This window comes from Streptomyces sp. NPDC050549 (genome assembly GCF_040655035.1).
GTDB lineage: Bacteria > Actinomycetota > Actinomycetes > Streptomycetales > Streptomycetaceae > Streptomyces.
Genome location: NZ_JBFAJD010000021.1, coordinates 31,086 through 53,275, shown reverse-complemented (window position 1 = coordinate 53,275; position 22,190 = coordinate 31,086). Strand labels below are relative to the sequence as shown.

The following is a 22,190-nucleotide window of genomic DNA, read 5'->3' as shown; positions in this document are numbered from 1 at the left end:
CGATCTACAGCGGCGGGTACGCGTTCGCCATCAGCTGCTGGAACTGGGCCGAGAACCAGTGCCCGGACAGCGGGGCGTTCGGCAGGGCGCCCGACATGTTGTTGCCGTTGCGGGCGTTGCCCGTGTACGTCGGGTCGCACATGCGGTCGAAGCCCTTGCCCTCGTCGTTGGCGATGGCAGTGCTGGAGCCGTCGGACTCACCCGGCGGCTTCATCCACACATAGGCGTCGATCCCGGTCGCCGGGGCGGCCTGCGGACGCTCGCCGAGACCGGCTCCGGACTGGTTGCACCAGTTCCCGACCTGGATGCGGCGGTCGTAGCGGCCACCGTCGACGTACGTGTCCACACTGGTCGTCGCACCAGGACCGGTGGGCCGGGCCGAGCCGCCCCAGCCGTTCCTGGAGGTGTCGATCAGCATGCCGATACCGGAGTTGAAGCCCACCGACACCAACTGGTTGCGGAACGCCTGGGCGTACGACAGCTCGTCCACGTAGCGGTTCCAGTCGACCCACTTGGACTGGCGCACGGAGACCCCGTTGACGCTGTCGTTGATGGTGAAGTTGTTCTCCTTCAGGGCGCTGTAGTTGGCCGTGTTGGTGATGAAGCCGGCCACGTCGTTGACGGTCGCGCCCTCGGCGTTCGCGGCCTGGTAGAAGAGGTTCGCGGCGGGGGCGAAGTTGTCGTCCCAGCCGAGCCAGCCGTGGTGGCCGGCGTCGATGTAGTTGTAGACGTTGGGAATCGCGCCGAGCTTGTTGAGCGCGTAGCCCACGCCCTTCACGTAGTTGCCGTTGGCGAGCATCGTGTCGCACTGCGGGGTGGCGGTGGCCTTGCTGCCGGTGTTGGTCACGAGGTTGGGCAGCGAGTCGATCTCGATCGTGGTGACGATCCGCAGCGAGGCGTACTTGCTGTCGGCGAGGATCGCGGCGATCGGGTCGATGAACTCGCTTTCGTAGCGGCCGATTTCGGTCGGGCCGAGTTCGCCGTTGGAGGCGAGGGCCGCGCAGTCGCGTCCGGGGAGGTCGTAGACGACGAGCTGGACGACCTCTTCACCGCTGCCCTTCTGGGCGAGCGCCGCGTCGAGGTGTGCGCGCAGGCCCATGCCGCCGCCCACTCCGTTGATGGCGGCGATGCGGTCGAGCCAGACGCCGGTGGGCTGGTTGGAGATCCGGCTGCCGCCGGTCTCGGCGGCGGCCTTCGCCGACCACTCCGGGTTCACGTACACCTTGGCACCCGCGTACGGGTTGTCGACCCGCCCGCTGGGATCGGTGCCGCCACCGCCGCCTCCCCCGCCGCTGCCGTCGTCGACGTTGCAGGTCACGCCGTCAAGGGTGAAGGCGGTCGGGAGTGCGTTGGTGCCACTGTAGGAGGCGTTGAAGCCGAAGCTGACCGAACCGCCGGTCGCCAGGCTCCCGTTGTAGGTCTCGTTGGCCGCCGTGACGGCGGTCCCGCTCTGGCTGATCTTCGCGTTCCAGCCGCTGGTGACCTTCTGGTTGCCGGCGTACGACCACTTCACGGCCCAACTCGACTTGGCGGCCGAGTTGTTGGTGACCGTGACGGCGGCGGTGAAGCCGGTGTCCCACTGGTTCTGCACCTTGTAGTCGACGCTGCACGGGATCGCGGCGATACCGGCGTCAGCCGAGGGTGCGGCGGCGACCGCCGTCCCCGAGGCCCCGGCGACGAGCACCAAGGCAGCGAGCAACGCTGTTCTGGTACGGCTCATGAGTGCGGGTTTCCTTGTCTGGTAAGGAAGTTGGTTGCGGGTGCTGTGGTGTGCGCTGTTCGGTGTGCGGGGGCGCCTATCCGTTGAGGGCGCGCAGATGGTCGCGCAGCCCGATGCCGTACGCCGTGGGCGTTCCGGTGTAGTCGGTGATCAGTGACGGACCGGCGGAACAGTCCCAGGTGTTCCAGGTCCAGCCGAGATACGAGAGCCCGCGGTCGTCGAACCACTTCATGACCTGGTCGACGAAGGCGTGCGAGCAGGTGTTCTCGCCCATCTCCCCTGCCACCAGGGGCACTTGGGCCGCGACGGGGGCGAGGGTGGAGTTCCAGCAGCTCTCGCTCGCGCAGGTGTTGAAGTTGTACACGTGGTACGCGGCGACGAGATTGCCGGTCGGGTCGGTGGGCTTGTAGGCCAGCCACTGGCTCAGGTCGTTCGAGTACGCGAGCCCGCCGGCCATGACGACGTTCTTGGCGCCGGTGGACCGTACGGCGTCGACGAGATCCTGCATACCGGCGACTTCATACCCGATGCCGGGGCAGGTGCCGCCGTCGCGCCAGCACTGCCACGCCTGGGTGGTCGTGGAGGTCGCGCGGTCCGGGTAGGGCTCGTTGAACAGGTCGAACGCGACGGCCTGGTCGCCCTTGAAGGTGCTGGCGACGGAGGACCAGAACGACGGGGAGTACTGCGCGTCCGGCATCGGCTTCTGGCAGGTGGCGTGCACGTCGGAGCAGCCCGCCGAGTTGCCGGTGTACTGGCCGTAGGTCCAGTGCAGTTCGACGATCGGTGTCATGCCGTGCGCCTCGACCTTCGCCACCAGGTCCTTGACGGCGGCGATGTAGTTGGCGCCCGCGTACTCGGGCTTGATGTTCGAAAGGCCCAGCCAGCACTCCTCGTTGAGCGGAATGCGGACCACGTTCGCCTTCCAGTCGGCGATCGCCGCGACGGCCGCGTCGTCCACCGGGCCGTCCCAGATGCCGTAGCCCTGCACGCACATGAACTCGCCGCCGGACCGGTTGACGCCGAGCAGACGGCGACTCGCGCCGCCCGCGTCCACGAGTTTGTTCCCGGAGACGTGCAGTGCGGGTGCGGTGCCGCTCGGCGGCGGTGACGTCGGAGGTGGCGAGGTCGGTGGTGTCGGCTCCGAATCGACGTTGCAGGTAGTGCCGTTGAGCTTGAACGCGGACGGTACGGCGTTGCTTCCCGACCAGTTGGCGAGGAACCCGGCGCCGACGCTCGCGCCGGTGCCGAGCGAGCCGTTCCAGCTCTCGTTGGCCGCGGTGACCGTCGTACCGGACTGGGACCAGTTGGCGTTCCAGCCCTGGGTGACCTTCTGGCCGCCGGCGAAGTCGAAGCTCAGGCTCCAACTGCTCACCGGTGCCATGTTGTTGGTGATCTGCACTGCGCCCTGGAATCCGGTGTCCCACTGGCTGGTGACCGAGTACTCCACCGTGCACGAGGGGGTGGCACCGGACGCCGTGACCACCGGAACGACCATTGCCCCGACAAGGGCGGTCGCGCCGGCGACGGCTAAAAGGATTGAACGCGGGGGGTGTCGCATGAGCGACTCCTTGCAGTTCGGGCGCCTCCACGGACGCGTCGACTGACGGAATCGCTCCCACTGGTGTCCAGGAAGGTAGCGCCAAGTGACGGTAAAGGACAGGGGAGTCACAGACTTTCGCTGACTTTCCCTCAATTCACCTGCGTCGAATCATTTCGACTCCGTAAGCACCTTGACGGCTCTCACCCTCGTCCCCACGATGGGAGCGCTCCCACTGGTTCAAGGCTTGTTGCTGCTCCGCCCCCACCCCTCCGAGCCGCAAGGAGGAACCAGCACATGCACCCCAGAAGGAGACGCCGCGTGACACGGCGACTGTGGACCGCTGTCGTGGCGGCCCTCGCACTTCCGATCTCAATGCTGGCGACCGGCACAACTCCCGCCCAGGCCGCGACAGTTCAGTGCAGCGTGGACTACAAGACGAACGACTGGGGCTCCGGCTTCACCGCGGATCTGACCCTCACCAACCGGGGTACGGACGCGATCAACGGCTGGACCCTGACCTACGCCTACTCGGGCAACCAGAAGCTCAGCAACGGCTGGAACGGCACCTGGTCCCAGTCCGGCAGCGCGGTCACGGTGACGAACGCGTCGTACAACGGGACGATCGCCGCGGGCGCGGCCGTCTCGACCGGCGCGCAGTTCGGTTACAGCGGCACCAACACCGCGCCCACCTCGTTCGCGATCAACGGCACCACCTGCGCCGGCGCCCATCAGCCGCCGATCACGGTGCTGACCAGCCCGAGCGCGGGCGCGATCTACACGCAGGGGGCCGCGGTCCCGCTCGCGGCAACCGCGGCGGCGGCCGACAACGCGACGATCAGCAAGGTCGAGTTCTACGACGACACCACGCTGCTCGGCACGGACACGACCGCGCCGTACTCGCTCTCGGCCTCTGGTTTGACCGTGGGCAGTCATTCGCTGGTGGCGAAGGCGTACGACAGCCTGGGCGCGTCCGGTGCGTCCACGCCGGTCGGCATCACGGTCGCGTCGGGACCCGCGATCGTGGCCTCGCCGACGCAACTGGGCGTCCAGCAGGGGAAGTCGGGCACGTACGCGGTGTCGCTGTCCTCGCAGCCGGCGTCGAACGTGACCGTCACGACGGCGCGCGCGAGCGGCAACACGGGTCTTTCGGTCACCGGCGGCGGGACGCTCACCTTCACGCCGTCGAACTGGAACACCGCGCAGACGGTGACCGTCACGGCCGACGCGTCCGGCACCGGTTCGGCGTCCTTCGACTCGACGGCGACGGGCTTCACCAAGGCGACGGTCACGGTGACGGAGCTGGCGGCGGCGAACGCGTACGACGCCCGCTTCCTGGACCTCTACGGGAAGATCACCAACCCGGCGAACGGCTACTTCTCGCCCCAGGGCATCCCCTACCACTCGGTGGAGACCCTGATCGTCGAGGCGCCGGACCAGGGGCACGAGACCACGTCGGAGGCGTACAGCTATCTGCTGTGGCTGCAGGCGATGTACGGCAAGGTGACGGGCGACTGGTCGAAGTTCAACGGCGCCTGGGCCCTCATGGAGAAGTACATGATCCCCACCCACGCCGACCAGCCGACGAACTCCTTCTACAACGCCTCGAAGCCGGCGACGTACGCCCCGGAACTGGACACACCGAACGAGTATCCCGCGAAGCTGGACACCTCGGTGCCGGTGGGGTCGGATCCGATCGCCGGTGAACTGAAGACCGCATACGGCACGGACGACGTCTACGGTATGCACTGGCTGGAGGATGTCGACAACACCTACGGCTACGGCGACACGCCGGGCGGCGGGTGCGAGGCGGGGCCGACGGCGGGCGGGCCGTCGTACATCAACACCTTCCAGCGCGGAGCGCAGGAGTCGGTGTGGGAGACGGTGCCGCAGCCGACCTGCGACGCCTTCAAGTACGGCGGTACGAACGGGTACCTGGACCTCTTCACCGGTGACTCCTCGTACGCCAAGCAGTGGAAGTACACGGACGCCCCGGACGCCGACGCCCGGGCCGTGCAGGCCGCGTACTGGGCCGACACCTGGGCCAAGGAACAGGGCAAGGGTGCCGACGTCTCCGCGACCGTCGGCAAGGCGGCCAAGATGGGCGACTATCTGCGCTACGCCATGTACGACAAGTACTTCAAGAAAATCGGCAACTGCGTCGGGCCGTCCACCTGCCCGGCCGGCACCGGCAAGGACGCCTCGGACTATCTGCTGTCCTGGTACTACGCGTGGGGCGGCGCCAACGACACCGGCGCGGGCTGGGCGTGGCGCATCGGGTCCAGCCATGTGCACGGGGGATATCAGAACCCGTTGGCCGCCTACGCGTTGAGTTCGTACGCGGACCTGAAGCCCAAGTCCGCGACGGGCGCGGCGGATTGGGGCACCTCGCTGACCCGGCAGCTGGAGTTCTACCGCTGGCTGCAGTCGAGCGAGGGTGCCATCGCCGGTGGGGCGACCAACAGTTGGCAGGGGCGGTATGCGAGCCCGCCGGCCGGGACGTCGACCTTCTACGGCATGTACTACGACCAGCAGCCCGTCTACCACGACCCGCCGTCCAACCAGTGGTTCGGCTTCCAGGCGTGGTCGATGGAACGGGTCGCCGAGTACTACCAGCAGACGGGGAACGCGAGCGCGAAGGCGGTCCTCGACAAGTGGGTCGCGTGGGCGCTGTCCAAGACCACGATCAACCCGGACGGCACCTATCTGATCCCCTCGACGCTGCAGTGGTCGGGGCAGCCCGACACCTGGAACGCGTCAAGTCCCGGTGCCAATACGGGACTTCATGTGACGGTCGCCGACTACACCAATGACGTCGGTGTGGCCGCCGCGTACGCCAAGACGCTGACGTACTACGCCGCGAAGTCCGGTTCCGCTGCGGCGAAGACGACGGCGAAGGCTCTTCTCGACGGCATGTGGAGCAACTACCAGGACAGTCTGGGCATCGCCGTTCCGGAGACCCGAGCGGACTACAACCGGTTCGACGACAGTGTGTATGTGCCGAGCGGGTGGAGCGGGACGATGCCGAACGGGGACACGGTCAACTCCGCTTCCACGTTCGCCTCGTTGCGGTCCTTCTACAAGAACGATCCGGCGTGGTCCAAGATCCAGAGCTATCTGGCGGGCGGGGCCGCGCCTGTCTTCACCTATCACCGGTTCTGGGCACAGGCGGATGTCGCCCTGGCCATGGGGTCGTATGCGGAGCTTCTTGAGTAGTTCCGCCGGGTGCTCCGCGGGTTGGGCCGTTCTTTGCTGCGGGTCCGTAGTGACTGGTCGCGCAGTTCCCCGCGCCCCTATGGAGCGCTGCATCGCACGGCTCCTTCACGGAACCGCCGGGCGGCCCCCACCCGCACTGGGGGCCGCCCGGTACTCGTGTCTTCCCTCCCCCTCCTCAGGAGAGGACCTCACTGTGCGAAGAACCAGAATGCTGATGGCCGTACTGGCGCTCGCAGCCGGCTTGTTGGCGGGCGGGCCATCCGCTCTCGCCGCCGACACCCCGGCCGTGGCGCTCGCCGCCGACACCTACACCTGGCACAACGCCCGCATCGACGGTGGCGGTTTCGTGCCCGGCATCGTCTTCAACCGGAAGGAGAAGAACCTCGCCTACGCCCGTACCGACATCGGCGGTGCCTACCGTTGGCAGGAGGCGACGAAGACCTGGACGCCGTTGCTGGACTCGGTCGGGTGGGACGAGTGGGGGCACACGGGGGTGGTGAGTCTCGCGTCCGACTCGGTCGCCCCGGACAAGGTGTACGCGGCCGTCGGCACGTACACGAACAGCTGGGATCCGACGAACGGGGCGGTGCTCAGGTCGGCGGACCGGGGCGCCAGCTGGCAGAAGACCGATCTGCCGTTCAAGCTCGGCGGGAACATGCCGGGACGCGGTATGGGTGAGCGGTTGGCGATCGACCCCAACAAGGACAGCGTGCTGTATCTGGGTGCGCCCAGCGGGAAGGGCCTGTGGCGGTCGACGGACTCCGGGGTCACCTGGTCGCAGGTGACGAACTTCCCCGACGTCGGCAACTACGTGCAGGATCCGACCGACACGAGCGGCTACGCCAGCGACAACCAGGGCATCGTGTGGGTCACCTTCGACGAGTCGACGGGCACGTCCGGCAGCGCGACGAAGACGATCTATGTCGGTGTCGCGGACCAGGCCAATGCCGTGTACCGGTCGACGGACGCGGGGGCGACGTGGAGCCGGGTGGCGGGGCAACCGACGGGGTATCTGGCGCACAAGGGTGTACTGGATGCGGTCAACGGTTATCTGTACATCGCATACAGCGACAAGGGCGGGCCCTACGACGGCGGCAAGGGCCAGTTGTGGCGGTACGCGACCGCGACCGGCACCTGGGCGAACATCAGCCCGGTCGCCGAGGCCGACACCTACTACGGCTTCAGCGGGCTGACCGTCGACCGGCAGCATCCGGGGACCGTGATGGCGACGGCGTACAGCTCGTGGTGGCCGGACACGCAGATCTTCCGCTCGACGGACAGCGGCGGCACATGGACGAAGGCCTGGGACTACACGTCGTATCCCAACCGGTCGAACCGCTACACGATCGATGTCTCGTCCTCGCCCTGGCTGACCTTCGGCGCGAATCCGTCGCCGCCCGAACAGGCCCCGAAACTGGGCTGGATGACCGAGTCGCTGGAGATCGACCCGTTCGACTCGAACCGGATGATGTACGGGACGGGCGCGACGCTCTACGGCACGGAGAACCTGACGAACTGGGACAGCGGCGGCCGGTTCACCGTGAAGCCGATGGTGCAGGGGCTGGAGGAGACGGCCGTCAACGACCTCGCCGCTCCCCCGTCCGGTGGGGCCCAACTCCTCAGCGCGCTGGGCGACATCGGCGGGTTCCGGCACACGGACCTGACCAAGGTCCCCTCGATGATGTTCACTTCGCCGAACTTCACCACGACCACGAGCCTCGACTTCGCGGAGACCAACCCCGACACCGTGGTGCGCGTGGGCAATCTGGACTCGGGACCGCACATCGCGTTCTCGACGGACAACGGCGCCAACTGGTTCGCGGGGACGGACCCTTCGGGTGTGAGCGGCGGCGGGACGGTGGCCGCGGCGGCCGACGGGAGCCGGTTCGTGTGGAGTCCGGCGGGAGCCGGGGTGCAGTACACGACGGGGTTCGGTTCGTCCTGGTCGGCGTCGAGCGGTATCCCGGCGGGCGCGGTCGTCGAGTCGGACCGGGTCGACGCGAAGACCTTCTACGGTTTCAAGTCCGGGAAGTTCTATGTCAGTTCGGACGGCGGGGCGACCTTCGCCGCGTCGGCGGCGACCGGGCTGCCCAGTGCTGACAGCGTGCGCTTCAAGGCGCTGCCGGGTACGAAGGGGGACATCTGGCTGGCGGGCGGGGCGAGCGACGGGGCGTACGGGCTGTGGCATTCCACGGACGGCGGCGCCACCTTCACCAAGCTCGCGAACGTCGACCAGGCCGACACGATCGGCTTCGGGAAGGCGGCGACCGGTGCTTCGTACCAGACGCTCTACACGAGTGCGAAGATCGGTGGCGTACGCGGCATCTTCCGCTCGACCGACCAGGGCGTGAGCTGGACGCGGATCAACGACGGCGCGCACCAGTGGGGTTGGACGGGTGCGGCGATCACCGGTGACCCGCGGGTGTACGGCCGGGTGTATGTGTCGACGAACGGGCGTGGGGTCGTCTACGGCGACTCGTCCGACGCCGGCAGTGGCGGGAGCGGGGGTGGCGGCGGGGGTACCGATCCGACGCCGACCGGTGCCTGTTCGGTCGCGTACCGGATCACGAACCAGTGGGCGGGCGGCTTCCAGGCCGACGTCCAGGTGACGAACACCGGTTCAACCGCCTGGAACGGCTGGGTACTTGGCTGGTCCTTCGCGGACGGGCAGCAGATCGGCCAGTTGTGGAACGCCGACTACACGCAGTCGGGCGCGGCGGTGACGGCGAGGAATGTGAGCTGGAACGGGACGGTGGCCGCGGGGTCGTCGGCGGGGTTCGGGTTCACGGGGAGCTGGTCGGGGGTGAACTCGAGACCGGGCGCGTTCAAGGTGGGTGATCAGGCCTGCACGGTCACCTGAGCGGGACGGAGTGGGCGGCTGCGCGCACCCGGCGCGCAGCCGCCTGTCTCATGGGGTGTAGACGGTCGGCCGGGGTGCCGTCGCCATCCCGTCGCCGATGTAGAAGCTCGGGTGGGGCGGCTGGTTGTATGCAGTATTTTGCCAGGCCAGGGCTGTGCGGTACTGGGTGTCGTGGAGCAGGGTCGTGATCCTGGTGGTCGTCTCGTACGGTGTGGAGTAGATCCGCAGCGCCGTGTTGTCGGTGGTGGGCCAGACGACCTCCTCCCGCCAGTCGCCGAGGATGTCCCCGGAGAGGGTCGGGGTCGCCTTGGTGCTGTTGTTGGAGTGGACCTCTGCGCCGGTCAGGAGGCGGGTGTCGGCGGTCGTGCCGTACTTGTCGATGTGGGTGGAGTCGAGGAGTTCGCGCACCGGGTCGGCGTCCCACCAGGACAGGAAGTTGGTGCTGGAGGGCTTGCGGGTGGACACCACCGTGCCCTGGGGGTTGCGGACGCCGCTCTCCGATGCCGACCAGGACTCGGCGCCGGGGCTGCCCGCCCAGATGTCGCCGGAGACGCCCCGGCCGTTGTCGCCGTTGGCGGGTGTGGACCAGATGATCGCGCCGGTCTTCGCGTCCGCCATCCACGAGGACGGTTTCGAGGAGTCCTCGTCGACCTTGAACTCCTCCAGGCCCGGGCGGGCGGGGTCGAGGTCGCCGACGTGCATGGCGTCGCCGTGGCCGTTCCTGGTGGTCCACAGGCCGGCGCCGTTGTCGTCGACGGTCATCGAGCCGTAGACGATCTCGTCCCTGCCGTCTCCGTCGACGTCGGCGATCGCCAACTGGTGGTTGCCCTGGGCGTCGTAGCCCTTGCCGGTGTTGGTCGAGGAGCTGGTGTCGAAGGTCCAGCGGCGGGTGAAGGCGCCGCCGCGCCAGTCCCAGGCGGCGATCACGGTGCGTGTGTAGTAGCCGCGCGCCATGATCAGGGAGGGGCGGCTGCCGTCCAAGTAGGCGGTACCGGCGAGGAATCGGTCGACGCGGTTGCCGTAGGAGTCGCCCCAGGAGGAGACGGTGCCGCGGGCCGGGACGTAGTCGACGGTGCTCATCGCCTTGCCGGTCCGGCCGTCGAACATGGTCAGGTACTCGGGTCCGGACAGGACGTAGCCGCTCGAATTGCGGTAGTCCGCCGCCGAGTTGCCGATGACGGCGCCCGTTCCGTCGACGGTGGCGTCGGCCGTCTTCATGGCGATCTCGGCCTTGCCGTCGCCGTCGTAGTCGTACACCTGGAACTGGGTGTAGTGCGCGCCGGAGCGGATGTTGCGGCCCAGGTCGATGCGCCACAGGCGGGTGCCGTCGAGCCTGATGCCGTCGAGGACGGTGTTTCCGGTGTAGCCGGACTGGGAGTTGTCCTTGGCGTTCGTGGGCTGCCACTTGAGGACGAAGTCGAGCTGTCCGTCGCCGTCGAGGTCGCCGACGGAGGCGTCGTTGGCCTCGTAGGTGTAGGCGACGCCGTCGGGGGTCGTACCGCCGGCGGGCGGCGTGATCGGGACGTCCTTGTAGCCGGTGCGGAACTGGATGGCGTGGACGGAGTCGGCCTGTTCGACGCCGCCGACGATCGCGCGGACCGTGTAGTCGGCCTGGGCGGGCGCGCCGGCGTGGAAGTAGTTCGTGGAGCCGGTGATCGGGGCCGGGTTGACCTTCGTACCGGCGCGGTAGACGTTGAAGGAGACGGTGTCGGGGTCGGTGCCGAGCCAGCGCCAGCTGACCAGGTTGCCGCTGTCGGTGTGGACGCTGACGACACCGCGGTCGAGGGCCTCGACCTGGCGGGCGGCGGTGGCGGCCCGGGCGGTTGTGCCGGTGGTGAGTCCGGCGAGGACGAGGGCCGCGGTGGCGGTGAGTGCGGAGAGTACGGCCCTGCGTCTGCGGGACCGGTGCGGTGGGCGCGGTTGCGGGCGCACGTGCGGGTGCGGGTAGCTCACGTGACGTACCTCCTGGGAGGACGGACGGGTTCCGTGCCCTCAGTCGCCGCTGCCGGTGAGCAGGTTGCCGTATCTTTCGGCCAGTTCGGCGACGGTGCGGGTGATCCGGTCGCGCAGTTCGGGTGGCGAGAGGACCTCGATGTCCGTGCCGAGGCGCAGGAACTCTCCGTGCGCGTGGTCGACGGACTCGATGGGGACCGACATCAGGGTCCAACCGTCCGGTTCCGGCCGTCCGTTGAGGGGGACCGCCCGGGCGAGGGTCGCTCCGGGCGCGAGCCGGACCACCGCCTCGCTGCGGTGGAGGCGGTCGTGGAAGTCGCGTTGGTGGGCGGTCCAGTACTCGGCGAGGTCGAAGTCGTCGGGGCGGGTGAACTCCTCACCGGAGTCGGAGGTGGTGAGTTCCAGGATCTGGTCGACGCGGAAGGTGCGCGGGCCGGGACCGGCCACGACATACCAGCGGCCCGCCTTCAGTACGAGCCCGTACGGCTCCAGTCGGCGTTCCACCTCGGTCGGCTCGCGCCAGCGGCGGTAGATCGCATACAGAACGCGGTTGTTCCATACGGCGTCGGCGACTGTATGCAGGAAAGGTGTTTCGTCGGCGTCCGCGTACCAGCCGGGCGCGTCCAGATGGAACCGGCCGCTGATCCGGTCGGCGTGCTCGCGCAGCTCGGCCGGCAGGGCCGCGCGCACTTTCAGCTGGGCGGCGGCCAGGACCGGACCGAGGCCCAGTTCGGCGGCAGGTCCGGGCACCCCGGCGAGGAACAGGGCCTCGGCCTCGGCCTTGGTGAGGCCGGTCAGACGGGTGCGGTAGCCGTCGAGGAGGCGGTAGCCGCCGTCGTGGCCCGCGTCGCCGTACAGCGGGACACCGGCCGCGCTCAGTGCCTCGACGTCCCGGTAGACCGTGCGGACCGAGACCTCCAGGGCCTCGGCGAGCTGGGCGGCGGTCATCCTCCCCCGGGTCTGGAGCAGGAGCAGGATCGAGAGGAGTCTGCTGGACTTCACTGACACAGGATGTCAGTGAAGCGGTCCTAGCGTCCTGTCATGCCTTTCACGGAGAAACTGCTGACCGTGCCACCGCCGATCGAGGTGGCCGGGCGGCGGGTCAAGCGCTACCACGTCACCGCCGACCCGGCCGGGATCGCGCCCGAGGTGGAGGCGGCGGCGTACGCGATCCTGCCGGAGCTGCTGCCCGAGCCGGACGGCACTCCCCCGGCCACCTTCGTGGTGCTGCACCGGGGCGGTGACGACGGTGCCTATCTGAACGCGTACAGCTGGGTGTGGGACAACGTCCTGCACTTCCGGGGCGCGTCGGCGGGCCAGCCGGTGCTCGGCTGCCCCGACCTCGACCCCAGCCACTTCGTCACACCCGATCTGCCGTGGATCGGCTGTGTCTGGGAGCTGCCGCCGATCCTGCACGAACGGGACGCCTGGGTACGGCATCTGCTCGCGCCCGAAGTCCCGGACCTCGACGCCTACTTGGCGGACTCCCTGCCCGCCGGAACCACGGGAGACCGCTCATGAGCAGCCCGCGCGACTTCGACTTCCTGCACGGCGAGTGGGAGGTCGTCAACCGTCGTCTCACCGACTTCCTGCAACCCCGCAGCGGCTGGGAGGAGTTCACCGGGTTCAGTCGTTGCTGGCCGCTGTTCGACGGGGCGGCGAACGTCGACGAGATCGACATGCCGTACCTGGGGTCGAAGGGGCTGACCCTGCGGCTCTTCGACCGGGAGACCGAACTGTGGTCCCTGAACTGGTCGTCGAGCCGCAGCGGGCGGCTGTTCCCGCCGGTGAGGGGACGGTTCGAGGGCGGCCGGGGCGAGTTCTACGGCGACGACACGCACGACGGGAAGGATGTGCGGGTGCGGTACTTGTGGTCGGGGGTCTCCGCGAGCGGCGCGCGCTGGGAGCAGGCGTTCTCGGTGGACGACGGGGCGGGTTGGGTGACGAACTGGACGATGGACTTCACCCGGCCGGGGGCTTCCTGAAGGCCTGGATCGTGAACTCGGGGTCCGCGCGCGGGCGTTCCTGGTCCGGCAGCGACTCCAGTCGTTCGACGAACCGTTCGGTGAGCGGCTGGCCGGGCGGCAGCATGGTGAACCAGCCGCGCCGCAGGTCCGCGGTGGTGCTGCGGGGACTGCGGCCCTGGCCGTGGCCGCGGAAGCGGGCCGTGCCGGCCGGGCCCAGGCCCTGCTCGGCGGCGTGGGCGCGGACGTGGTCGGGTCGGTCCTGGGCGGGGCGGCGTGGGCGTGTGGCGAGGACGGCGTCGATGTCGCTGCCGACGTCGTGGGCGGCGGCCTTGTCGACCGTGGTGATGTACACCCCGCCCGGTCGCAGCACCCGCGCGCACTCCGCGATGATCGCCCTGGCGTCTTCGGGGCCCGCCACGAGGTGCAGCAGCCAGACGGTGGTGACGGCGTCGAACACCCCGTCGGGGAAGGGGAGTTCGCGGCTGTCGGCGAGGATTACGGCGCCGGGGAGCCGGGTCGCCGCCGTGCGGGCCATGGCGGGCGCGGCGTCCAGGCAGGTGACCCGCAGGCCGGGACGGGCGGCGGCCAGGCGGCGGGTGACGATGCCGGTGCCGCAGGCCACGTCGAGCAGGGCACGGGCGTCCCGCGGGACCAGGCCGAGTACGGCTTCGGCAGCGGCGGCGGCACGGGGCTCGCCGCCGCGTGTCGCGTCGTAGGCGTCGGCTTCCTTGTCGTAGTCGAGCACGCTCTGTCGCCCCCCACTCGTCCCGTGCGGTCAGGCCGCGCCGTGGCCCGGGGCCAAGTCCTCGACCCTGCGGGCGAGTTGGAAGTCGAGGTGGGTGATCGCGCCGCCGACGCTGTGGGTGTTCACGGCGAGGGAGACGGTGTTGTAGCCGAGGGTGAGGTCGGAGTGGTGGTCGAGTTCCTCCTGGACCTGGGCGATGTGGACGACCATCGCGGTGGCCGCGAAGTGTGTGCCGAGCCGGTAGGTGCGGGTGAGGCGGTCGGCGTCGGCGGACCAGCCCGGGAGTTCCGCGAGGCGGTCCTCGGTCTCCTTCTGCGACAGCGGTGCGACGGGCATGGCCTCGGTCCTTCCTGGGGGCGGGTTCCTCTTCGGCCACTTCAGCGTGCCACAGGCGGTCGGCTGCGCGCCTGGTCGGAAGAGTGCCCCCGGGTGAGTCCGGTACGCGGCTCCCCCGGATGGGTTCCTCGGTCCGCTCACTGGCGGGCAGCTTCGACTACGGTCGTGCTTATGACCATCGTCGCGACCGGTACCGGCGCCTCCGCGGGCAAGGGTGTCGGCCCGTTGCTGCGTGTCTGGCGGGAGCGGCGGCGGGTCAGCCAGCTGGAGCTGGCGTTGCGGGCCGATTCCTCGGCCCGGCACATCAGCTTCGTCGAGACGGGGCGGTCGCGGCCGAGCGAGGAGATGGTGCTGCGGCTGGCCGAGCATCTGGAGGTGCCGGTGCGGGAGCGCAACTCCCTGCTGCTGGCGGCCGGTTACGCCCCGCGCTATCCGGAAACCCCGTTGGACGACCCGGCGTTGGGCGCGTTGCGGGAGGGTCTGGAGCGGTTGATCCAGGGCTACGAGCCGTATCCGGCGCTGGTGGTCGACGCCGTGTACGACGTCGTGGCGGCGAACCGGGGCATCACCATGCTGCTGGACGGTGTACCGGAGTCCTTGCTCCAACCGCCGCTCAACGCGATGCGGTTGACGCTGCACCCCGAGGGTCTGGCTCCGCGCATCCGCAATCTCGGTGAGTGGCGCGGGCATTTGCTCGCGCAGATGGAACGGCAGATCGCGCTCCACCGCTCTGAGCCCTTGCGGGCGCTGCATGAGGAGGTCGCCGCGTATCCGGTGCCGGAGGCGGCCGGTCAAGAGGCCGAACCGGCCTTGTCCGTACCGTACTTCGCGCTGCCGATGCGGATCGAGCACGAGGGCCGGGTGCTGTCGTTCGTCTCCTCGATCTCCACGTTCAACACTCCGATGGACGTGACGGTCTCGGAGCTGGCGATCGAGACGTTCCTCCCGGCCGATCCGGCGACGGCCAAGTACCTGCGTGCGCGGGGAGACTGACGGATGATCAACCCCGAACCGCTGAGACAATGGCCGGAACATGGCACACTGCCCCCAGACTTCGGCGCGTATGGGGAGGCGTGGCGTGAGTGAGCGGCGGCCCGCGCCCACCGTGGGCCAGGTAGTGCTGGGCAGAAGGCTCCAGGAGTTGCGCGAGGCGGCCGGCATCAAACGCGAGGAGGCCGCGCAGGTCCTGCGGGTGGCTCCGGCGACCGTACGGCGGATGGAGATGGCCGAGGTCGCGCTGAAAGTTCCGTACGTGCAGGTGCTGTTGAGCACGTACGGGGTGTCCGACGAGGAGGCGGACTCGTTCGTCGCGCTCACCGAGGAGGCGAACCAGCCAGGTTGGTGGCAGCGGTTCCACGATGTGCTGCCGGAGTGGTTCAGCCTCTATGTGAGCCTGGAGGGCGCGGCCGGGCTGATCCGTTCGTACGAACCGCACTTCGTGCCCGGCCTGTTGCAGACCGAGGACTACGCGCGTGCCGTGATGGAGGCCGGGACGATCGGGCAGACCGGTCCGGAGACCATCGAGCGGCATGTGTCCCTGCGGATGGCGCGCCAGGGGCTGTTGGAGCGGGACAATCCGCCGCACCTGTGGGTGATCATGGACGAGACGGTGTTGCGGCGTCCGGTGAGCATGCGCGGCGAGGTGATGCGCGAACAGCTGGACAAACTCCTGGAGTTCGGCGAGCGCGACCGGGTGACGCTGCAGGTCGCGGAGTTCGAGAACGGCCCGCACCCGGGGACGTACGCCCCGTTCTCGCTGTTCCGTTTCACCGAACCGGAGCTGCCCGACATGGTGTTCACCGAGTACCTGACCGGCGCCCTGTATCTGGACTCCCGTACCGAGGTCTCCGCGCATCTGGAGGTCCTCGACCACATGACGGCGCACGCCGCGTCCGCACAGCGCACCAAGAAGATCCTGCGGGACTACCGCGAGACCTTCTGAGCAGGGCCCGCACACAGCACGGCACCCGGCACAGCGCACCGCCCCGAACTCCAGAGGAGACAACACCGCATGACCGGATCCGAAGCCGCGCCCACCCGTATCGACACCAGCCGGCCGCATCCGGCGCGGGTGTACGACTGGTGGCTCGGCGGCAAGGACAACTACCCGGTGGACGAGGAGCTGGCACGCCGGATCCTCGCCTCGGACGGCACGGCGGTGCGCGGGGCGCGGGCCAACCGCCGGTTCATGCACCGGGCGACGCGGGCCGCCGCCGAGGCCGGGATACGTCAGTTCCTGGACATCGGCACCGGTATCCCCACCGAGCCGAACCTCCACCAGGTGGCACAGAGTGTCGCCCCGGAGGCGAAGGTCGTGTACGCGGACAACGACCCGATCGTGCTGCGGCACGCGGAGGCGCTGCTGCACGGGGCGCCCGAGGGCAGCACCGAGTACGTGCACGCCGACGTCCGCGACCCGGAGACCATCCTGCGGCTGGCCGGCGAGACCCTCGACTTCACGCAGCCGGTCGCGCTGTCGCTGGTCGCGCTCACCCACTATCTGGGCGACGACCCCGACGGCGACGACGTGTACGGCCTGATCGAGCGGTACGTCGACGTTCTCGCCCCGGGCAGCCATCTGGTCCTGTCGCAGGTCACCCCGGATCTCAGCCCCGAGGCCATCGCCAAGGCGGCCGAGCACTTCCGGCGCAGCGGCACCCCGTTCCACCCGCGTTCGCTGGCCGAGTTCTCGCGCTTCTTCGACGGCCTGGAGCTGCTGGGCCCGGGCGTGATCGCTGTCTACGGCTGGCGCCCGGAGCCGGAGGACGTGACCGCCCAGGCGGAGGGCATCGTCCCGGTCTACGGCGGGGTCGCGCGCAAGGTCTGACCCGTACGCCCGCGGGCCCTGACCCGTACGGCTGCCGTGAACGGGTGCGCTCCCCTGCCCCGCCCTAGGTTCGACACCACGGGCGAGCAAGGGAGCGCAGGTGACGGAGACGCGGACAGCACCCACCGAGCCGGGAGCGGCGCCGCTGCGGGCCGGGGGGTTCCTCCGCCCCGGCCCGGCGGGGGTCGGCGACGGGCCCGACCATCAGGACCGTCCGGATCACGCGGACCGGCCGGACCACGAAGCGAGGGATGCCTGATGCCCTCGGACGCTGTGCTGTATCAAGGGGCCGCGCTCTGCCTGACCTACCCCGACGACGGCTTCCGCGCCCGGCTGCCCCTGCTGCGTGAGGCCGCTCCGCAGCTGCGGGAGTTCGTCGACCACGCGGCTCTCACCTCGCCCCGGGAACTGGCCGCGCACTACGTGCAGGTCTTCGACTTCGAGGACCGGCACAGCCTGTACCTGAGTCGGTGGCACGACGACGACACCCGGCGGCGCAATACGTCTCTGGTCCGCTTCGAAGAGCTGTACCGCGTGCACGAGTTGGAGTTCGCCGGCGAGGAACCGCCCGACTACCTGCCCGCCGTCCTGGAGTTCACGGCCCGCACCGGCAACCTCGACCTCCTCTGCGAGTACCGCGGCGTCCTGGACCGACTTCGCGCCCGGCTGGCCGACTTCGGCACGCCGTACGCCTCCGTCCTGGACGCCGTCTGCGCCACTCTGCCGACCGCGTCCGGCGGGCGGGCGTGAGCTAGGCCGCGCCGCCCTTCGCCTCTCGTTCGTCGTCGACGATCTCCGCGTCTACGACGCCTTCCTCCTCCTGGGGTGAGGTGTGTTCCGTGGGGGTCTCCGTCTGCTCCGTCGGGGACTGCTGGCCGGCCTGGGCGTACATCGCCTGGCCCATGCGCTGGCTGACGGTGGCGAGGTTCTCGACGGCGGTGCGCAGCTCGGCGGTGTCGGACTCGCCTTCCAGGAGGGTCTTGACCTGCGTGGCCGCCGCCGCGACCTCGGACCGGGTGTCCGCCGGGATGCGTTCCTCGTTCTCGCGGACGAACTTCTCGGTCTGGTAGACGAGTTGCTCGGCCTGGTTGCGGGTCTCGGCGGCCTCGCGGCGCCTGCGGTCCTCGTCGGCGTACTGATCGGCCTCGCGCATCATGCGGTCGATGTCGTCCTTGGGGAGCGCGGAGCCGCCGGTGACGGTCATCTTCTGTTCGCGGCCGGTCGCCAGGTCCTTGGCCGAGACGTGCATGATTCCGTTGGCGTCGATGTCGAAGGCGACCTCGATCTGCGGGACGCCGCGCGGTGCGGGCGGCAGGCCGGTGAGGTCGAAGACGCCCAACTTCTTGTTGTACGCGGCGATTTCGCGCTCGCCCTGGTAGACCTGGATGCCGACCGAGGGCTGGTTGTCGGTGGCGGTGGTGAAGATCTCCGAACGCCGGGTCGGGATGGTCGTGTTGCGCTCGATGAGCTTGGTCATGATGCCGCCCTTGGTCTCGATGCCCAGGGACAGCGGAGTGACGTCGAGGAGCAGGACGTCCTTGACGTCGCCGCGGATGACACCGGCCTGTAGGGCGGCGCCGACCGCCACGACCTCGTCGGGGTTGACGCCCTTGTGCGGCTCCTTGCCGGTGAGTTCCTTCACGAGGTCGGTGACGGCGGGCATCCGGGTCGAGCCGCCGACGAGGATGACGCGGTCGACGGCGGAGAGTTTGACGCCGGCATCCTTGACCGCCTGGTGGAAGGGGGTCTTGCAGCGGTCGAGGAGATCGGCGGTGAGTTCCTGGAACTGGGCGCGGGTCAGCTTCTCGTCGAGGTGCAGGGGCCCGTCTGCGGAGGCGGTGATGTAGGGCAGGTTGATCGTCGTCTCGGTGGACGAGGAGAGTTCGATCTTCGCCTTCTCTGCGCCCTCGCGCAGGCGCTGGAGCGCCATCTTGTCCTTGCCGAGGTCGATGCCGTACTGCCCCTGGAACTTCTTGACCAGGTACTCCATGACCCGCTGGTCCCAGTCGTCGCCGCCGAGGTGGGTGTCGCCGTTGGTGGCCTTGACCTCGATGACGCCGTCGCCGATCTCCAGGAGGGAGACGTCGAAGGTGCCGCCGCCGAGGTCGAAGACGAGGACGGTCTGTTCCTCGCCGCGGTCGAGGCCGTAGGCGAGGGCGGCGGCGGTCGGTTCGTTGATGATCCGCAGGACCTTGAGGCCCGCGATCTCGCCGGCCTCCTTGGTGGCCTGGCGCTGGGAGTCGTCGAAGTAGGCGGGGACGGTGATCACCGCGTCGGTGACGTCCTCGCCGAGGTAGGCCTCCGTGTCCCGCTTCAGTTTCTGCAGCACGCGCGCGGACAGTTCCTGGGCGCGGTACCGCGTTCCGTCGATGGCGCCCGTGTCCGGGAAGCGCCATGCGGTGTCTCCCATGTGGCGTTTCACCGAGCGCGCGGTGCGCTCGATGTTCGTCACGGCCTGCCGTTTGGCGACCTCGCCGACCAGTACCTCGCCGTTCTTGGCGAAGGCCACCACCGAGGGTGTGGTCCTCGCTCCCTCGGCGTTGGCGACGACCGTCGCCTCCCCGCCCTCCAGCACCGCGACCACCGAGTTCGTGGTCCCCAGATCGATTCCGACCGCGCGTCCCATAGCCGTCCCCTTCCGCCAGGCGCTGCCCGATCTCCAGCACAAAACTTGAGTGGCGGAAAGTCAATGCCGCACCCGTTTTCCGGGTGCGGCATCGAGGTGGGAGAGGGCGCCGGGGTCAGGCGGATTCGACCGTCAGCGTGATCGTCGTACCCGCGAGCGCCTGGCTGACCGGGCAGTTCTTCTTGGCGTCCTCGGCGGCGGCCGCGAAGCCGTCCGCGTCCAGGCCGGGGACCTCGCCGCGGACGGTGAGGTGGATGCCGGTGATGCCCTCGCCGGGCTGGAAGGTCACGTCGGCCTTGGTCTCCAGGCGGGTGGGCGGAGTGCCCGCGCCGGTGAGGCCGTGCGACAGCGCCATGGAGAAGCAGCTGGAGTGGGCGGCCGCGATCAGCTCTTCGGGGCTGGTCTTGCCGTTGGCCTGCTCGGCGCGCGACGCCCACGTCACCGGCTGCACACCGATGCCTGACGAGTCGAACGTGACCTCGCCGCTGCCCTTGATGAGTTCGCCTTCCCAGACGGTGTGTGCGGTGCGCGTGGTTGCCACGGTGATTCCTTTCGACGCGGATGTCGTTCGGGGCCATCCGATCACATTCCGGTTCAGCGCACCCGGAAGACCGGCCCACGCGGGGTGAACGGCAGGCGAGCACCTTGTGGAATCAGATAGGCGTGCTCGCGCCGCACCCTCAACACGTCGCACCAGCCGTCGGTGATGACGAGGACGGGCGCCCCCGGCGGGAAGTCGTCGGCGCGGTGCAACAGGTCGATCCCGGGCTGCAGAACCGTACCGCCGCGGCCGTGCACCCGCACCCGGCCCGCGATGTCGGTGACCGGGACGTAGCCCGCGTCGTGCGGGGCCGCGTCGCAGAACACGACCCGGGCCGCCGGTACGTCACGGGCCTCGGCGTACGAGGCGATCGCGCCCAGTGCCTTGCCGAGGAGGCTGTGGTTCATGGAGCCGGAGGTGTCGAGGACGACGCCGAAGGTGCAGCGGGCTACCTCCTCCGGCGGGAACCAGTGGCCGGCGCGCGGGATGTCGGGGGTGGAGGACTGACGGCGCGAGGGACGGGCGTACGACCGTACGGGCTCCGGGCGGGGCACGAACTCGTCGAACCAGCGGGCGAGTCGGGCGTCCCAGGGCAGCGGTGGATGGCTGAGGGCACGGATCTCCTCGACCAACCCGCCGGGCAGGAAGCCGCGTTCGTGCTGCTGGTGCAGGTCCAGGCCGCGGGCGAGGCCGCGCCGGTAGAACTCGTCGAGGTCGACGTAGTCGCGGGGGCTGCCGAGCGGCCCGCCGAGGATGTCGCCCGTGCCCTTGCCGCGCAGGGTGGCCAGGCGGCGGGTGCGGCGCAGGTCGGCGGCGATCCGGTCGTACACCTCCTCGGCGGAGAGGTCCTTCAACTCCGGGTCGTACAGCAGACCTTCGGGCATCGTGCCGATGTCCATCTCGCGCAGCCAGCCGTTGATGACGTAGTCGGCGGCGACGTTGAAGAGGAACGGGTCGCGGGTGCCGCAGCGGTCGCCGTGGCGCAGGGCGGCGTGCAGCATCTCGTGGGCGAGGACGAACCGCCATTCCTCGTCGTCGAACTGGCGCAGCGGGTTGATGTAGATCTCGGCGGCCTCGGTGTCGACGGCGGCGACGGAGATGCCGTGGGCGCGGGCGAGTTCGGCGTCGGCGACGAGGGTGATTCCGGCCGCGATGCCGCCGAGCAGCGGGTAGTTGGAGACGAACCAGCTCAGGGCGCGCTCCCAGGGGCGCAGCCGGGTCGGGCCGCCGTACATCGAGTCGCGGCGGCCGCCGGCGAGGTCCATGGCGACGGACATGGTCCGGGTGAGGGCGCTCGCGAAGGCGATCTGCCAGTCCACGGGGTTCCCCGGCCAGCCGTGCCACGGTACGAGCACCTGGTCGGGGGCGCCGCCCGCCGTACCGCAGTACTCGTAGGCGGCCGGGATGCCGTCGCGGCGCCAGCGGGCCGCGAGTTGCTCCTCGTCGCCCGACGGGTAGGCGGCGGGCAGGTCTTCGGGGGTTCGGCCCACGGGGAAGGTGAGCAGGAAGCGGTTGACGACGACGCAGCGGGCGGCGAGGTCGAAGCGGTCGGGCTGTTCGCGCTCGCCGTTGGCGCCGGGGACGTGGCCGAAGCCGAGGTGGATGAGCGCGTGCGCGATCGCCCAGGCCCATTCGGCGGGTTCGGCGAGCCGGGTGGGGTGCGCGTGGAGGTACCCGTTGGAGTTGACGAGCACGAGCCCGTCCCGGGGCGCGGCCCGGCAGTCCTCCTCCCTGCACAGCTCGAAGTCGATCGCGGCGAGCGCGGGGTTGGCCCACACGAGCCTCAGCCCCGCCGTGAACGCCTCGGTCGCCGGGTCGGGCTTCTTCTTCTCGGGGTCCTTCTTGCGGGTACGGCTCACCGG

General features: G+C 69.5%; 17 protein-coding genes. 8 read left to right on the top strand and 9 right to left on the bottom strand.

Features of this window, described 5'->3' with window-relative positions:
- Nucleotides 1–4: 4 nt before the first annotated feature.
- Nucleotides 5–1,720, bottom strand: a complete 1,716-nt coding sequence (locus AB0I51_RS28015; RefSeq protein ID WP_362979710.1) for a glycoside hydrolase family 6 protein — start codon at nt 1,718–1,720, stop codon at nt 5–7.
- Between the two features lie 76 nt (nt 1,721–1,796).
- Entirely contained in the window at nt 1,797–3,278 is a 1,482-nt protein-coding gene (locus AB0I51_RS28010; RefSeq protein WP_362979708.1) for a cellulase family glycosylhydrolase, read from the bottom strand.
- Nucleotides 3,279–3,554: 276 nt separating this feature from the next.
- Between AB0I51_RS28010 and AB0I51_RS28005 the strand changes: the two genes are divergently transcribed.
- Both AB0I51_RS28005 and AB0I51_RS28000 read left to right on the top strand, forming a co-directional pair.
- Nucleotides 3,555–6,473, top strand: a complete 2,919-nt coding sequence (locus AB0I51_RS28005) for a glycoside hydrolase family 48 protein (protein WP_362979706.1) — start codon at nt 3,555–3,557, stop codon at nt 6,471–6,473.
- 193 nt (nt 6,474–6,666) lie between these two features.
- Nucleotides 6,667–9,333 carry a cellulose binding domain-containing protein gene (locus AB0I51_RS28000; protein ID WP_362979704.1) on the top strand — a complete coding sequence of 889 codons (2,667 nt, stop codon included), beginning with the start codon at nt 6,667–6,669 and terminating at the stop codon, nt 9,331–9,333.
- A gap of 48 nt (nt 9,334–9,381) precedes the next feature.
- Here AB0I51_RS28000 and AB0I51_RS27995 read toward each other — a convergent pair whose 3' ends face one another.
- Nucleotides 9,382–11,286, bottom strand: coding sequence for a rhamnogalacturonan lyase (locus AB0I51_RS27995; protein ID WP_362979702.1), 1,905 nt, complete (start codon nt 11,284–11,286; stop codon nt 9,382–9,384).
- 39 nt (nt 11,287–11,325) lie between these two features.
- A complete protein-coding gene (locus AB0I51_RS27990) occupies nt 11,326–12,288 on the bottom strand; it encodes a YafY family protein (RefSeq protein WP_362979700.1) in 963 nt (320 codons plus the stop codon).
- 39 nt (nt 12,289–12,327) lie between these two features.
- Here AB0I51_RS27990 and AB0I51_RS27985 point away from each other — a divergent pair, with 39 nt between their 5' ends.
- Entirely contained in the window at nt 12,328–12,807 is a 480-nt protein-coding gene (locus tag AB0I51_RS27985) for a hypothetical protein (protein ID WP_362979698.1), read from the top strand.
- Entirely contained in the window at nt 12,804–13,271 is a 468-nt protein-coding gene (locus tag AB0I51_RS27980; protein WP_362979696.1) for a hypothetical protein, read from the top strand. Before AB0I51_RS27985 ends, AB0I51_RS27980 begins: the two co-directional genes overlap by 4 nt.
- On the opposite strand, the gene AB0I51_RS27975 is transcribed toward AB0I51_RS27980, so the two are convergent.
- Together AB0I51_RS27975 and AB0I51_RS27970 are read right to left on the bottom strand one after the other, a co-directional pair.
- On the bottom strand, nt 13,249–13,998 hold the full coding sequence (locus tag AB0I51_RS27975) for a class I SAM-dependent methyltransferase (RefSeq protein ID WP_362979694.1): 750 nt from the start codon (nt 13,996–13,998) through the stop codon (nt 13,249–13,251). The genes AB0I51_RS27980 and AB0I51_RS27975 overlap by 23 nt on opposite strands.
- Before the next feature lie 30 nt (nt 13,999–14,028).
- Nucleotides 14,029–14,334: a 4a-hydroxytetrahydrobiopterin dehydratase gene (locus AB0I51_RS27970; RefSeq protein WP_362979692.1), complete on the bottom strand. Its 306-nt coding sequence runs from the start codon at nt 14,332–14,334 to the stop codon at nt 14,029–14,031.
- A gap of 171 nt (nt 14,335–14,505) precedes the next feature.
- Between AB0I51_RS27970 and AB0I51_RS27965 the strand changes: the two genes are divergently transcribed.
- The 4 genes from AB0I51_RS27965 (at nt 14,506) to narJ (ending at nt 17,911) form a co-directional block, all read left to right on the top strand.
- Entirely contained in the window at nt 14,506–15,327 is an 822-nt protein-coding gene (locus tag AB0I51_RS27965) for a helix-turn-helix transcriptional regulator (protein ID WP_362979690.1), read from the top strand.
- A gap of 85 nt (nt 15,328–15,412) precedes the next feature.
- Nucleotides 15,413–16,276: a helix-turn-helix transcriptional regulator gene (locus tag AB0I51_RS27960; protein WP_362979688.1), complete on the top strand. Its 864-nt coding sequence runs from the start codon at nt 15,413–15,415 to the stop codon at nt 16,274–16,276.
- A gap of 69 nt (nt 16,277–16,345) precedes the next feature.
- Nucleotides 16,346–17,161, top strand: coding sequence for an SAM-dependent methyltransferase (locus AB0I51_RS27955; RefSeq protein ID WP_362979686.1), 816 nt, complete (start codon nt 16,346–16,348; stop codon nt 17,159–17,161).
- Nucleotides 17,162–17,419: 258 nt separating this feature from the next.
- Entirely contained in the window at nt 17,420–17,911 is a 492-nt protein-coding gene (gene narJ / locus AB0I51_RS27950; protein ID WP_362979684.1) for a nitrate reductase molybdenum cofactor assembly chaperone, read from the top strand.
- A gap of 1 nt (nt 17,912) precedes the next feature.
- Here the strand turns inward: narJ and dnaK are convergent, their stop codons facing one another.
- The 3 genes from dnaK to AB0I51_RS27935 form a co-directional block, all read right to left on the bottom strand.
- Nucleotides 17,913–19,787 carry a molecular chaperone DnaK gene (gene dnaK, locus AB0I51_RS27945; protein WP_362979682.1) on the bottom strand — a complete coding sequence of 625 codons (1,875 nt, stop codon included), beginning with the start codon at nt 19,785–19,787 and terminating at the stop codon, nt 17,913–17,915.
- A 115-nt stretch (nt 19,788–19,902) separates the two neighbouring features.
- Complete coding sequence (locus AB0I51_RS27940) at nt 19,903–20,328, bottom strand: OsmC family protein (protein ID WP_362979680.1); 426 nt, start codon at nt 20,326–20,328, stop codon at nt 19,903–19,905.
- A 53-nt stretch (nt 20,329–20,381) separates the two neighbouring features.
- Nucleotides 20,382–22,187 carry a hypothetical protein gene (locus AB0I51_RS27935; protein WP_362979678.1) on the bottom strand — a complete coding sequence of 602 codons (1,806 nt, stop codon included), beginning with the start codon at nt 22,185–22,187 and terminating at the stop codon, nt 20,382–20,384.
- Nucleotides 22,188–22,190 lie beyond the last annotated feature (3 nt).